Origin of the sequence: Streptacidiphilus sp. MAP12-20, from assembly GCF_041262525.1 — a bacterium.
In the GTDB taxonomy this organism is placed as follows: Bacteria; Actinomycetota; Actinomycetes; order Streptomycetales; family Streptomycetaceae; genus Streptacidiphilus.
Genome location: NZ_JBGCCK010000001.1, coordinates 272,595 through 284,669, shown reverse-complemented (window position 1 = coordinate 284,669; position 12,075 = coordinate 272,595). Strand labels below are relative to the sequence as shown.

Sequence of the window (12,075 nt, the reverse complement as noted above, 5' to 3'; positions counted from 1 at the left end):
GCGGGAGCGACTGGTTGGCGGGGGCGCCCCGCCAACCGGCGGGGCGGCGCCCCCATCGAACGGCCGGTTTGGTCGGGTCGTGGCAACCGACTGGCCGTGCTGCGCCGTGGGGGCAGATGTCAGCAAGGACATCAACTGAGGGGGTTCACAGTGTTCCAGACCCTTGCCCGAGCGCTCACCGTCGGCGTCATGGCCGGCGCCGTCGGGGTCGCCGGGATCGGCACCGCGTCAGCGAAGAGCAACATCGACTTCCACGTCCGCCCGCACACCCAGCACGTCGGGCAGTGGTTCAGCGTGCACGGGAGCGGCATCTCCGACAGCGTCGGCTGGCAGCGGTTCTGCGTCCAGGAGCGCTACAGCACCCGTGGCGCCTGGCAGACCGTGTGGTGCGGGCGGACCGTCGATGCGATGCAGCGGCAGGCGACCGGGTACGGCTGGGTCCGTGCGGGCCACCAGGGCGTGCTGGAGCTGCGCGGAGTGCTGGAGGGAGTTGAGCACTCCTGGGGCGGCAGGACCTGGCTGGACGCTGAGTCCGGCCCGGTCACGGTGAACATCGTGCGCTGAGCGCAGACGTGAGAGGGCGGGCCCCCTTGGGGGCCCGCCCTCTCACGTGCAGCTTTGCTACCTCGGCGGAGTCTGTGGGATTTGAACCCACGGTGACATCGCTGCCACGACGGTTTTCAAGAGCGTTCACATAGCACACGCGAACAGCCCGGCTCCACATCCCCCACCAGGGGTGGAGCAGATACACGAGTCTTCACGCACACTCCCATGTGAGACGCTGGCCCACGCATGGCCCAGGGAGCCCAGAGAGAGCCCGGGTGGCAGTGGTGGCGGGACTGTGTCAGGAGACGCCGTTGATCATCACGTCCTCGTTGGACCAGTCCCCACACTGGTACAGCTTGGCCGGGTTCCCACTGCCCAGGCCGCCCCAGATGTTCAGGCAGGTGTTGAGGGCTGACCGGGGCTGGATCTGCATGTTGCTGCCCGCGTGCACGCTGTTCCAGGTGCCGTCGGCGTTGCCGTTGCAGGTGTAGAGCTTGATGTCGTTGCCGGTGTTGTCGCCGCCCTGCCAGTTGTTGGCGCACAGGTTCGTGTTGGTGCGGGACTGAAGCTCGAAGTGGTAACTGTCGGTGTAGATGACATTCCAGCTCTGGGCGGCGCTGTCGTTGCAGGCCCATGCCTGGAGCTGTTCACCGGAGACGGCGTTGTTCCCGGGGATGTCGAGGCAGTAGTTACCGGGGAGGGCGGTGTTCCAGAAGATAACGGCGACGTTGTACTGGTTGCTGGCGGCGTGCGCGGGGACAGCACCGAGGGTGAGAGTGGCGATCGGAGCCGCGGCGATGGCCAGGGCGGCAAGGCGCTTGCGCATGGGTAACTCCTGGTCGTAGTAGTCGAGATGGCTCAGGCGTAGGCGATGACGACGTTCTCGTTCGAGTAGTCCCCGCACTGGTAGAGCTTGGCCGGGTTGCCGCTGGCCAGGCCGCCCCAGATGTTCAGGCAGTTGTGCCAGGCGCTCTTCGGCTGGATCTGCTTGTTGTTGGTGCTGTAGACGTAGTTCCAGGTGCCGTCGGCGTTGCCGTTGCAGTAGTAGAGCTTGATGTCGTTGCCGGACACATCGCCGCCCTGCCAGTTGTTGGCGCACAGGCCGGGGTTCGTCTTCGACTGGAGCTCGAAGTGGGTGCTGTCCGTCTGGATGTAGGTCCACAGCTGCGCGTCGTCGTTGGCGTCGCACGCCCATGCCATGAGCTGCTGGCCGACGACGGCGTTGTTGCCGGGTATGTCCAGGCAGTAGTCGGGGCCGCTGCTGCCCTGGAAGACCACCTGGGAGTAGCTGGACGACGCGTGGGCCGGGACGGCGCCGAGAGTGAGGGCGACGAGCGGGGCCGCGACGGCGGCCAGGGCGGTCAGGTGCTTGCGCATGGTGAAGTCCTCCGAGTGAGGTGATGGGTGGCGAGAATCCGATTTGCGGGCCCGTGCAGCCGGAGATGGCGTCAGGGCACGCGGAGCCAACGGGGGATTCCAAGCGGAATCCGCCGGTGAGAGTGAGCAGATGGTCAGTGCAGCCGAAGGCGAGGACGGCCTGTGTCGTCTGCGGACGCCGGATCCCTCCCAGCGCGCGCTGACGCAGTCCGCTCAGCCGATAGTGGCGTGCGGAGGCTTCCAGCCGTCTGTAGCGCGCCCGATTCGTGTCTTCACAAGCTTCCCCCGTTGAAGCTGTCCCCGGCCAGCGAGGCGGAAGAGACGGACCGTCTCGCCCTCACTGGAGTGATCATGCTTGCCCAGGCTGCGCTGTCGCGTCAAGCTGAGGCCAGCGATCGCGAACTGATCGTGCGCTGTGTCCGGGACGAGGCCGAACTGCGCGACCTGGATCTGCTACCACGCGACCGCTAGAAGAGATATCCCGCGTTAGGGGCCAGGGGTGGAAGCGGCCGGGCCCGTTCCGGCGGGGGCTGCTGCGGGGTTGAGGCTCGCCGTTCAGGCCTGGGGCCGACGTCACGCTGCGCGACGGAGCCCCATTCCATCAAGGTCAAGGCGCTGGAGGACCCTGCGCTTCTGCGACCGGCCCTTGATGCGCTGACACTTCGACCCGACGGGAGCAAAGCTGCCGAAAACACGGTCCGCCGCAAGCGCATGGTGCTGAGCAACGTGCTGCGCTACACAGTCGAAGAGAAAGGACTCCTCACAGCAAACCCACTGCACCGCGTGGACTGGTCGCCTGCCGAGAGCGACGATGAGATTGACTTCCGCTACATCCCTGGTCCTGCTGTGGCCCGCGCCCTGCTGGGGGCTTTCCGTGACTCCGGACCCCGCGGCAAGCATCTGCACGCGTTCTTCGGATGTCTCTAGTACGCGGCCATGCGCCCCGGAGAGATCGTCGCGCTCAAGGAGTCAGACTGCACCCTGCCGCCCAACGCAGCAGAGACCGTGAAGGAGTGGGGCGAACTACTGCTCGGGGAGAGCCGCCCGGAGGCGGGAGGCGGTTGGACGGACGAGGGTACGCCATACGAGAAGCGAGGCCTCAAGCGCAGAAAGCCCGGTGCAACGCGAACCGTACCAATTCCACCAATTCTCGTACATCTACTCCGAGAGCACATGGCTGAGTACGGCACCGCCGATGACGGAAGGCTATTCCGGGCAGCAAGGGGAGGGCGGGTGCGGCCAACCGAGTACTGCGCTGCCTGGGAAAGGGCACGAAAGGCGGTGCTGTCTCCCGGTGAGGTCGAAGCCAAGCTCGCGGAAGTGCCCTATTCACTTCGGCATGCGGGCGTTTCCCTGTGGATCAAGTCGGGCGTGGACCCTGCGGAGGTTGCAGCGCGGGCAGGACACAGCATCGCTGTGCTGTATCGCTTCTACGCCAAGATCCTCAAGGGTAGCCAGCAGCACTCGAACAGCCTGATTGCCCGCGAGCTTGACGAGGAAGTCCAGCCTTGACCTTGGCCCACGGCTGGCCCATACGCACTGGTCAGCGCTGGGATTCAGGCGAGAAAGGGAGACAGCCCCGAACGCCGAAGGGGTGCCCCGGCAGCCGGGACACCCCTTCTGACCAGCACCTAGGCTGACCTCGGCGGAGTCTGTGGGATTTGAACCCACGGTGACATCGCTGCCACGACGGTTTTCAAGACCGTTCCCTTAGGCCGCTCGGGCAAGACTCCTGGCGCGGACGGCGCGATCGCGCGTCACGTTCTGACGCGATCACGGTCCACGCCAGGGATCTTCTCACGACTTGGCCTGTACGTGGCGGTGATTACTGGTTGTCACCCACACGGGAGCCAAGAGTCACCGTCGTGGTGTGGGACTGACCGTTGCGCGTGTAGATCACGGTGACCTTGTCGCCCGGGTGGTGCGCCCAGATCTCGCTGACCAGGGTGGGGCCGGAGTCGATCAGGACGCCGTCGAGGGAGGTGATGACGTCGCCCGGCTTCAGGCCGGCCTGGTCGGCCGGGCCGCCCGGGGTGACCGGCTGGGTGCCCTGGACGGGGCTGGTGTTGATGCGGGCGCCGTCGCCGGTGAAGGTGTCGTCGCGGAGGATGCCGAGGATCGGGTAGGTCGGCGTGCCGGTCCTGATCAGCTGCTGGGCGACCCACTTGGCCTGGTTGATCGGGATCGCGAAGCCCAGGCCGATGCTGCCGGACTGGCCGCTGCCGCTCTGCTGGCCGGTGGACTGGATCGCCGAGTCGATGCCGATGACCTGGCCCTCGGCGTTCATCAGCGGGCCGCCGGAGTTGCCGGGGTTGATCGACGCGTCGGTCTGGAGGGCGTTCATGTACGAGGTCTGCGCGCCGGTCTGGTCGCCGGAGGCGACCGGACGGTTCTTCGCGCTGACGATGCCCGAGGTGACCGTGCCGGAGAGCCCGAAGGGCGCGCCGATCGCGATCGTGGCGTCGCCGACCTGGACCGCGTCGGAGTCGCCCAGCGGCAGCGGGACCAGCTTCTCCTTCGGCGTCGAGTCGAGCTTGATCACCGCGACGTCGTAGCCCTGGGCCCGGCCGACCACGGACGCGCCGTAGCTCGCGCCGTCGGCGAACTTCACCGTCAGCTTGCCGCCACCGACCGAGGGCGCGACGACGTGGTTGTTGGTGAGGATGTGGCCCTGGGTGTCGAAGATGAACCCGGTGCCGGTGCCGGACTCGGAGGAGCCGGTCGCCTCGATGGTGACCACACTCGGCAGCGCCTTGGCGGCGATGGCGGCGATGGAGCCCGGCGGACGGCTGAGCTGGTTCGGGTCGGTCGCACTGGAGACCGTCGTGCTGGTGCCGCCGCCGCCGGAGTTACGGCTCTCCATCCAGGCGCCGATGCCGCCGCCCACACCGCCCGCGACGATCGCCGTCGCGGCGAGCAGGGCGACGAAGCCGCCGCGGCGGCTGCCCTTGGGCTTGGTGACGATCTGGCCCTCGCCGAAGAGACCGGCGGGGGTGTCGGGAACGGGCGGAACCGGCGCGGTGCTCCAGTAGGGCTGATGCGGAGGCGGCTGGTGCGGCGGAGGAGGACCGACGGGCGCACCGTACGGGGGCGCCGGCGGTGCGGGCGGCGCTGGTGGCGTGACCGGCTGTGCGGCAGGCGCCGCAGGCGCGACGGACGGCGGCGCGGGGGCCGGGTAGTCGGCGAGGTCGGGGTCGGCCGGTGGCGCGACCGGGTTGCTCGCGGGCGCCTGCTCCGCCGGTCGATCCGCTCGATCCGCCGGAACCGCAGCGGGGGCGGGGCGCTCCGACCCGTCGAGCCCACCCTCGTGCTCGGTGCTCACGAAATGACCTCCTTTATAAGGGACCTACGTCCCTAGCATTCCGCACAGCTTGTCGGGGCATCGTAAGTCCCAGCCGTGCGTGCGGCATGGCGAGGCCGTGGACAGGCCGACGCCGTGGAGCCGCCGCCGTGGACAGGGCTTGGCCCGGCCGGGCAGTCAGCCTTACCATGCCCTCGAACACACGCATCATATTCGCGGGAGCTTGGACCTCATTCCAGGCTGAGAGGGCAGCAGGCCGCACCACGCGGCAGGGCAGCCGACCGCCTGAACCTGACCGGGTAATGCCGGCGTAGGGAGCTCTGCAGACGGTCATGTCCGCCACGCTCGAACGCGACAACACCACCGGCCTCGCGCATGCCGAGGCCCCACTCGTCCTGGACACCGCGCCGCCGCGCACCCTGAGCTTCCGGGACCAGGGCGCCTTCTGGGCCAACCTCGGCGTCAGCCTGATCGGCTTCTCCAGCGCCGCCACGGTGATGGTCAACGCGAGCGGCAAGAACCTCGCGCTCGCCGCCTCGATCACGGCCATCGTCGTGGGCACCGTGGTCGGCACGCTGATGCTGGCGCTGGCCGCGCTGATCGGCGCGAAGACCGGAGCGCCCGCGATGGCGATCCTGCGCGGCCTGTTCGGCACGCGCCTCTCCTACGTGCCGACGATGCTGAACATCGCCCAGTGCGTCGGCTGGGGGGTCTACGAGCTGATCGTGATCACCCAGGGCGCGCAGGCGCTCTACGGCGGCATCCCGCGCTGGGCCTACGTCGTCGCGGCCGGTCTGCTGACCACGGCGATGACGATCCGGCCGCTGGGCTCGATCGCGGTGCTTCGCCGCTACGTCGCGATCGCCGTGGGCGTCTCGATGCTCTTCTTCACGGTCCAGCTGATCCGCCACGGCGTGCACAACCCGGGCGGCAGCAACTGGGACGGCTTCCTCGGGGCCACCGACTACGTGATCGCCGTGTCCATCTCCTTCGTGCCGCTGGCCGCCGACTACACCCGGCACTCGCGCACGGCGAAGGGCGCGTTCTGGGGCACCTTCTCCGGCTACACCGTCGCCCAGGTCTGGTGCTACCTGCTCGGCGTCATCGCGCTGACCCAGGTGGGCGGCGACCCGAACAAAATCTTCTCCACCTTCACCGGGCTGACCGCGGGCTGGCTCTTCTTCCTCGTGCTGGTGCTGCGCGAGGCCGACCAGTCCTTCGCCAACGTCTACTCGACGGCCATGTCGATCCACAACCTCTTCCCGAAGGTGGACCGGCGCGTGCTGACGCTGGGCATCGGCGCGCTGGTGACGGCCGGAGCGCTCTCCATCGACGGCTTCACCAACACCTATTACGCCTTCCTCGGCCTGATCGGCGCGGTCTTCGTGCCGCTGCTGGCGGTGCTGGCGGTGGACTTCTTCCTCGGCCGCGGCCGGGACGGCTGGGACCTGAGCGAGCAGGCGCCCACCCGCTGGCTGATGCTGCTGCCGTGGGTGATCGGCTTCGTGCTCTACGAGCTCATCTCTCCGGCGGCGCTCCCCTACACCTGGTGGACCGACTTCTGGACGCACGCCCAGAACGTCACCCACATCCACCCGACACTGTGGACCTCGGCCTCGCTGTTCTCCTTCCTGGCCGCGGGCGGCGTGACGCTGGCGCTGACTCCGCTGCTGCGCACGGGCAAGCGCGCCTAGCCCTTATCCGGCCGGGATCCGGCCCGACCCAAGGACCGCACGCCTACGAACCAAGATCGCGGAATGCTTCACGTGAAACACTTTGCGATCTTGGTCCGACAGGTCACTCCGGCCGGTCACTCCGGCCGGCCCCGGCCGCGTCGGACGTTCACCTCCGGTACACGCGCGCCGCCTATCGTGGTGGCGTGCACACCCAGCCCAGCCCGATCGCCGCCGTTCCCAACCGCGCCGCCACCCGCGTCATCGCGCACCGCGGCGCGTCCGGCACCTACGCCGAACACACCCTGGCCGCCTATCAGCTGGCCATCGAACAGGGCGCGGACGGACTGGAGTGCGACGTACGGCTGACCGCCGACGGTCATCTTGTCTGCGTCCACGACCGCAAGATCGACCGGACCTCGAACGGACGCGGCGTCGTCTCCACCCTGGAGCTCGCACAGCTCTCCGAACTCGACTTCGGCGCCTGGAAGCTGGGCGGCGCGGAGGAGGCCGACTGGACCTCCCCCGAGCACACCAGCGTGCTGACGCTGGAACGGCTGCTCGAACTCCACGCCGACTCCGGCCGCAGGCTGGAGCTCGCCATCGAGACGAAGCACCCCACCCGCTACGCCGGGCTCGTGGAGAAGCGGCTGCTGGAGCTGCTGCGCCGGTTCGACCTGATCCCGGACGGCAGGAACGAGGGGCCCTCGCCGGTCCGGATCATGAGCTTCTCGCAGCTGTCGCTGCGCCGGATCCGGCAGATGGCGCCGCAGCTGCCGACCGTCTTCCTGATGGAGCGGGTGCTGCCGTGGCTCCGCGACGGCTCGCTCCCGCACGGCGCGCGGATCGCCGGCCCAGGCATCGAGCTGGTGCGCGCCAACCCCGGCTACGTCGCGGCGCTGCACCGGGCCGGCCACCGGGTCCACGTCTGGACGGTGGACGAGCCCGAGGACGTCGAACTGTGCCTGCGGCTGGGCGTGGAAGCGATCATCACCAACCAGCCGCGGCGGGTGCTGGACCAGCTCGGACGGTAGCGCCCGAGGACCGGCCCGCGCCTCGGGACGGCGGCGAAAGCGGACGGGGAGTGACTCGGAAGGGGCTCGGAAGTCGCCCGGAAGTGGCCGGCGAGCAACCCGCGAGCGGCTTGGGCCGACCTGCGTGGTTCCACTCCTCAAGGAGTCAAAAATGGCTGGAAATTCATCTGGATCCTGGCCGGATCGCTATTCTGAACCACTCTTCGAATGCGCAGCGTCACACTCCGGTGACGCGCTGTGAAATGCGCTCCTTGCGCCCGGCCCGAGCCCCCGGAAAGCCCGCCAAGGTGCGGAGTTTTCAGTTTTCGACTTGCTCGCACCGGGCATTCACACCCTGGCGCAAGACGAAGGAGGAGGTCCGGGGGTGGCCGTGGTGATGGCGCATGATGTGCCGACCTCTTCGTCGACCATGGCGGTGCCCTATGGTCCGGAGAGTGTGCGTGCCGCGCGACGTCAGCTGCGCGAGGATCTCGGTGAGCACCTGGTGCCCGAGGGCGTCATAGACGACGCGGTACTGATCCTGTCGGAACTGCTCAGCAACGCCTGTCGCCACGCGCGGCCGCTGGAGCGCGAGCGGGACCAGCGAGACCAGGCCGAGCAGTTCGAGCAGGTGGTCGTCGGCTGGGAGTTGCACAGCGACGGCCTGCTCACCGTGGAGGTGACGGACGGCGGCGGACCGACACGCCCGCGCAGATCCTCGCCCTCGCTGACCTCGAAGGGCGGCCGGGGGCTGGGGATCGTCGGCCAGTTGGCGACGGAGTGGGGCGTCCGCGACGCCCCGGGGGAAGTCACGGTGTGGGCGGTACTCCGGGTCAGGGCCCGGCACGCCCGACGCGATCCGGAGACGCCGGCCGCCGCGGCGAGCTGAGCGGTCGCGGCGGCGAGCCGCGACCGCACACAACAACCGCACACACCGGGCGCGGCGCGAGGGCGCCGAGGAGCGCGGGGCTGCAGCACCCTCCCAGCCCGTAACCTCTGCGGAAGGAAACCCCCTCCGTTCCCTCGGGAGTACGCACCATGGCCAAGAAGAAGGCCCCCCTCCGCACCGCCCCGGCCGTCACCGACGGGCCCGTGCCCGTCGTCGGCGCCCGCGAAGCCTGCCCCTGCGGCTCCGGGCGTCGCTACAAGGCGTGTCACGGGCGCGAAGCCGCGCACGCCGTCGCGGAGCTGGTGCTGCGGCCGTTCGAGGGGCTGCCGGGCGAAGGCGACTGGGTCGCGCTGCGCGAGCTGGTGCCCGCCGCGACCGTTCCGCTGACGGTCAACGCCGCGACGCTGGCCACTGCCACGGGCGAGGTCCCCTCCGTCACGCTGGCCACCGTGCTCCCGATGGCCTGGCCGGCCATGCGCCGCCAGGACGGCAGCATCATGCTCGGCCTGCAGACGCAGACCTCCTCCGGCGACCTCAGCCGGGATCTGGCCGACGCGCTGGTCCTCGCGCTCGCCGCCGAGCCCGGCAACCCCGTGCCGCCGCGCCGCCCGGCGCCCGGCGGGCCGCGCCTGCAGGAACTGCTGGACCTGGACGCCGCGTTCGAGCCGGCCGTGCACACCGGCTTCGAGTTCTGGCTGGAGGACGCGGACTCCGCGACCGGTGAGGTCGCGGCCTCGCTGGAGCAGGCGAACGCCGCCGTCATCCCCACCGAGAAGCTGGAGTCGGTGTCGCACTCCTACTGGTGCGCCGCGCCGGACCGGAACCACCTGCGCTGGGTGATGTCGTACTCCGAAGAGCCGCTGCTGGACGCGCTGGCCCGGCTCTCCGCCGCCGGGGAGGCCTCGCTGGGCGAGGACACCAAGCTGGTCGGCTCGTTCCGGGCGCACGGACTGGTCGTGCCGGTCTGGGACCTGCCGCAGACGATGACCGCCGCCGACTGCGAGAAGCCGGCCGCCGACTTCGCCGAGCGGCTCGCCGCCGCGCTCACGGTCACCGAGCCGCTCACGCCGGAGCAGCGCAAGGCGCGCGCGTTGCTCTCCAGCCGTCAGGTCACGCTGAGCTGAATTCCCCTCACCTTCGGCCACCGTTAAGGCCGTCGGCCCTCACCCCACCCGGCGGACTGCCCGTCAGATCACCTTGGAATTCAGTGATCTGCGTCACATTCGCCGGGTGGAGGGCGGAATTCCGCGGAAAGAGTCGTGTCCGGGGAATTTGCTTGCGGGCCTGAATTTGTTACGGTTTAAACAGCTCGGTCGCTGGTGCATCCCCCGTCGCCAGCGGCCGGGCATTTCATGTCTGCGGACCGGGTTGGCAAGACCACCCGCTTCGGGTAGCCCCCTCCGCCGTCACGGCGCCAACGTGGCCCCGTCCGGGGTGGCGATACTCGCCGCGACCAGCGCCTCGACCAGATCACTCACCGACGGTAGCCACGGCGTCTGCCGCGCGGAGAGCGGGCGGCGGATCCAGCGCATCGCACCGGCGCCCGTCTGCGAGGGCGGCAGCACGACGAAGCCGCCGGGACCGTGGTAGCGCAGACTGCTCGGCACCCACTCCTGAGCGACCAGCAGCTCGGCCAACTCCGGGAGCGAGTAGGGCGCGACGAGCAGGACGTAACGCGTGGGCGTGGCGATCACCGGGCCCGTCGGCACCCGGAGCGCGTCGAAGTAGTCGAGCACGCGCACGCCCGCCGCGGCCGGCAGGCTCAGCGCGCAGACCTGGGCTCCCGTCGCCACCAACACGGGCGCCGTGGGACGGCGGGACCACCACCACCGGATCATCCGGTCGTCCGTGGTGGCGGCGAGCAGCTTCGGATCGTAGGGGTGGGCACCGGGGACCGGGCAGTCGTGCCGGGGGCAGCGGCAGCCCCCTTCGGGAGTGAGCCCGACAGCCGGCGCCACCGGCCAGCCCCAACCGCGCGCGGCGACCCTGGCCGCGTTCAGCAGCTGCGCCCTGGACCGCCGCTGCTTGGCGTTTCTGACGAGTGTTGATACCCCGCGCATGAGCACTCGTTCCTTTCCGTGACGGTCAAGGATCGGTACGTGACCTCGCGCAACGAGCAGCGCACCACGCCCACCGCACTCATGGAACCCGGCGGAGGGTGGCGCGGGGTGGCGATTGCGTCCGCTCTGTCGGCCGACCGGCCTGGGCGGCGCCGCCCCTCGGAACCCGGCCGGAAACCCGGACCAGGCCCTAACGGTTCTCTACCCACCAAGGGCACTCACGAGCACGTTCTCTGTTGAGACTGACGCATCGTCCGGAATGACGCACGGCGAGTCCGGATGGTTCCTCCGTTCGGGGTATTCCCCCAGCCTGCTACGAGGGGGTCTGCTAGAGGGGTCGGCAATCGTACGATCCGGGGATGGACCCGGATTTCATGTCGGCCCACGAGGCTGACCCCACATCAATTCCCGCCCCCGACGCGGCGGTCGTGATCCGCGCGCACAACGACGCGGCCCGGATCGCGCCCACCGTGCTCGCGGCCCGCGCGCTGCCCGGCATCCGGGCGGTCCTGGTCCTGGACGCGGGCTCTACCGATTCGACCAGGCGTGTCGCCACGGACAGCGGCGCGACCCTGCTACGCGACGAGGCGGAACTGGCCGGATACGCACCCCTGCCGCTGCTCTTCGTGGACGCCGGCCGACAGGGCGCGCGCCTGGCCGAGGCGCGCGCCCTGCTGACGCCGGTCGCCGCGGGCGAGGCAGACGCCGCCGTCGCGGTGTGGGCGCGGCGCGGGGACGCCGCGGCGCGACTGGAGCGGCGCGGGCTGGCGCGGGCCGGCTTCGAGACGGCGGGGGTGCTGACGGGCGAGTTCTGCGTGAGCAGCGCATCCTTCGCGGCGACGCGTCCCGCTGCTGCCGGAGCCGGGGCGTTGACCGGGATGATCATCGATCTGCTGCGGGCGGACCAGCAGGTCACGACGGTCGTGCTCGAAGCGCCCAGGGAACCGCGGGGACGTGGGCTCCGGGGCCGCCGCGAGGTGGCCAGGGCGCTGCGCGGGCGACGGACGGTATCGGTAATCGATCGCTGAAACGATCAATCGCACCGATGTTTTTCGGCCAAATATTCGGGCAAAGACACCAACCACATGGCAGCGGACAGTTCTGGACATCACCCGATCGGTGTGTGTAGAAGAGACTCATTAATTGCCGTATGGCATGACATGGGGGTGCATAGTGATTCAATTCAGACAATATAGTAAGAATCCAGCATCACTCT

12 protein-coding genes, 1 tRNA gene and 1 riboswitch are annotated in these 12,075 nt (G+C 69.3%); of the genes, 8 read left to right on the top strand and 5 right to left on the bottom strand.

All coding sequences use genetic code 11. The features are described 5' to 3' along the window. Positions 1-150 precede the first annotated feature (150 nt). Entirely contained in the window at positions 151-564 is a 414-nt protein-coding gene (locus ABIA32_RS01275) for a hypothetical protein (protein WP_370091771.1), read from the top strand. Between the two features lie 280 nt (positions 565-844). Here ABIA32_RS01275 and ABIA32_RS01270 read toward each other — a convergent pair whose 3' ends face one another. After that, the gene (locus ABIA32_RS01270; RefSeq protein ID WP_370091770.1) at positions 845-1,372 is read right to left on the bottom strand and encodes an RICIN domain-containing protein; all 528 of its coding nucleotides are present in this window, start codon (positions 1,370-1,372) and stop codon (positions 845-847) included. 32 nt (positions 1,373-1,404) lie between these two features. Further along, the gene (locus tag ABIA32_RS01265) at positions 1,405-1,923 is read right to left on the bottom strand and encodes an RICIN domain-containing protein (RefSeq protein ID WP_370091769.1); all 519 of its coding nucleotides are present in this window, start codon (positions 1,921-1,923) and stop codon (positions 1,405-1,407) included. 288 nt (positions 1,924-2,211) lie between these two features. On the opposite strand from ABIA32_RS01265, the gene ABIA32_RS01260 reads away from it, so the two are divergent. Together ABIA32_RS01260 and ABIA32_RS01255 are read left to right on the top strand one after the other, a co-directional pair. Next, positions 2,212-2,394 (top strand): hypothetical protein, encoded by a 183-nt coding sequence (locus tag ABIA32_RS01260; protein ID WP_370091768.1) that lies wholly within the window; start codon positions 2,212-2,214, stop codon positions 2,392-2,394. 702 nt (positions 2,395-3,096) lie between these two features. Beyond that, entirely contained in the window at positions 3,097-3,435 is a 339-nt protein-coding gene (locus ABIA32_RS01255; protein WP_370091767.1) for a hypothetical protein, read from the top strand. A gap of 134 nt (positions 3,436-3,569) precedes the next feature. Here the strand turns inward: ABIA32_RS01255 and ABIA32_RS01250 are convergent. Both ABIA32_RS01250 and ABIA32_RS01245 read right to left on the bottom strand, forming a co-directional pair. Further along, positions 3,570-3,656 (bottom strand) — tRNA-Ser (locus tag ABIA32_RS01250). Between the two features lie 92 nt (positions 3,657-3,748). Continuing rightward, positions 3,749-5,245, bottom strand: coding sequence for a S1C family serine protease (locus ABIA32_RS01245; protein WP_370091766.1), 1,497 nt, complete (start codon positions 5,243-5,245; stop codon positions 3,749-3,751). A 184-nt stretch (positions 5,246-5,429) separates the two neighbouring features. After that, positions 5,430-5,558, top strand: a riboswitch (TPP riboswitch). On the opposite strand from ABIA32_RS01245, the gene ABIA32_RS01240 reads away from it, so the two are divergent. The 4 genes from ABIA32_RS01240 to ABIA32_RS01225 all read left to right on the top strand — a co-directional run bounded on the left by ABIA32_RS01240 (position 5,557) and on the right by ABIA32_RS01225 (position 9,923). Beyond that, positions 5,557-6,918, top strand: coding sequence for a cytosine permease (locus tag ABIA32_RS01240; protein WP_370091764.1), 1,362 nt, complete (start codon positions 5,557-5,559; stop codon positions 6,916-6,918). Its footprint overlaps the riboswitch before it by 2 nt. Positions 6,919-7,103: 185 nt before the next feature. Continuing rightward, positions 7,104-7,931 carry a glycerophosphodiester phosphodiesterase gene (locus ABIA32_RS01235; RefSeq protein WP_370091762.1) on the top strand — a complete coding sequence of 276 codons (828 nt, stop codon included), beginning with the start codon at positions 7,104-7,106 and terminating at the stop codon, positions 7,929-7,931. 364 nt (positions 7,932-8,295) lie between these two features. After that, a complete protein-coding gene (locus ABIA32_RS01230) occupies positions 8,296-8,799 on the top strand; it encodes an ATP-binding protein (protein ID WP_370091760.1) in 504 nt (167 codons plus the stop codon). 149 nt (positions 8,800-8,948) lie between these two features. Continuing rightward, the gene (locus ABIA32_RS01225) at positions 8,949-9,923 is read left to right on the top strand and encodes a DUF5926 family protein (RefSeq protein WP_370091759.1); all 975 of its coding nucleotides are present in this window, start codon (positions 8,949-8,951) and stop codon (positions 9,921-9,923) included. Between the two features lie 282 nt (positions 9,924-10,205). Here ABIA32_RS01225 and ABIA32_RS01220 read toward each other — a convergent pair whose 3' ends face one another. After that, a complete protein-coding gene (locus tag ABIA32_RS01220) occupies positions 10,206-10,859 on the bottom strand; it encodes a bifunctional DNA primase/polymerase (RefSeq protein ID WP_370091758.1) in 654 nt (217 codons plus the stop codon). A 359-nt stretch (positions 10,860-11,218) separates the two neighbouring features. Between ABIA32_RS01220 and ABIA32_RS01215 the strand changes: the two genes are divergently transcribed. Then, positions 11,219-11,887, top strand: coding sequence for a hypothetical protein (locus ABIA32_RS01215; RefSeq protein WP_370091757.1), 669 nt, complete (start codon positions 11,219-11,221; stop codon positions 11,885-11,887). Positions 11,888-12,075: the final 188 nt, after the last annotated feature.

Excerpts from the sequence above, each read along its gene's own strand:
- ABIA32_RS01215 (WP_370091757.1), top strand. The coding sequence starts at position 11,219 with ATGGACCCGGATTTCATGTCGGCCCACGAGGCTGACCCCACATCAATT.
- ABIA32_RS01270 (WP_370091770.1), bottom strand. The coding sequence starts at position 1,372 with ATGCGCAAGCGCCTTGCCGCCCTGGCCATCGCCGCGGCTCCGATCGCC.
- ABIA32_RS01240 (WP_370091764.1), top strand. The coding sequence starts at position 5,557 with ATGTCCGCCACGCTCGAACGCGACAACACCACCGGCCTCGCGCATGCC.
- ABIA32_RS01220 (WP_370091758.1), bottom strand. The coding sequence starts at position 10,859 with ATGCGCGGGGTATCAACACTCGTCAGAAACGCCAAGCAGCGGCGGTCC.
- ABIA32_RS01225 (WP_370091759.1), top strand. The coding sequence starts at position 8,949 with ATGGCCAAGAAGAAGGCCCCCCTCCGCACCGCCCCGGCCGTCACCGAC.
- ABIA32_RS01265 (WP_370091769.1), bottom strand. The coding sequence starts at position 1,923 with ATGCGCAAGCACCTGACCGCCCTGGCCGCCGTCGCGGCCCCGCTCGTC.
- ABIA32_RS01255 (WP_370091767.1), top strand. The coding sequence starts at position 3,097 with ATGGCTGAGTACGGCACCGCCGATGACGGAAGGCTATTCCGGGCAGCA.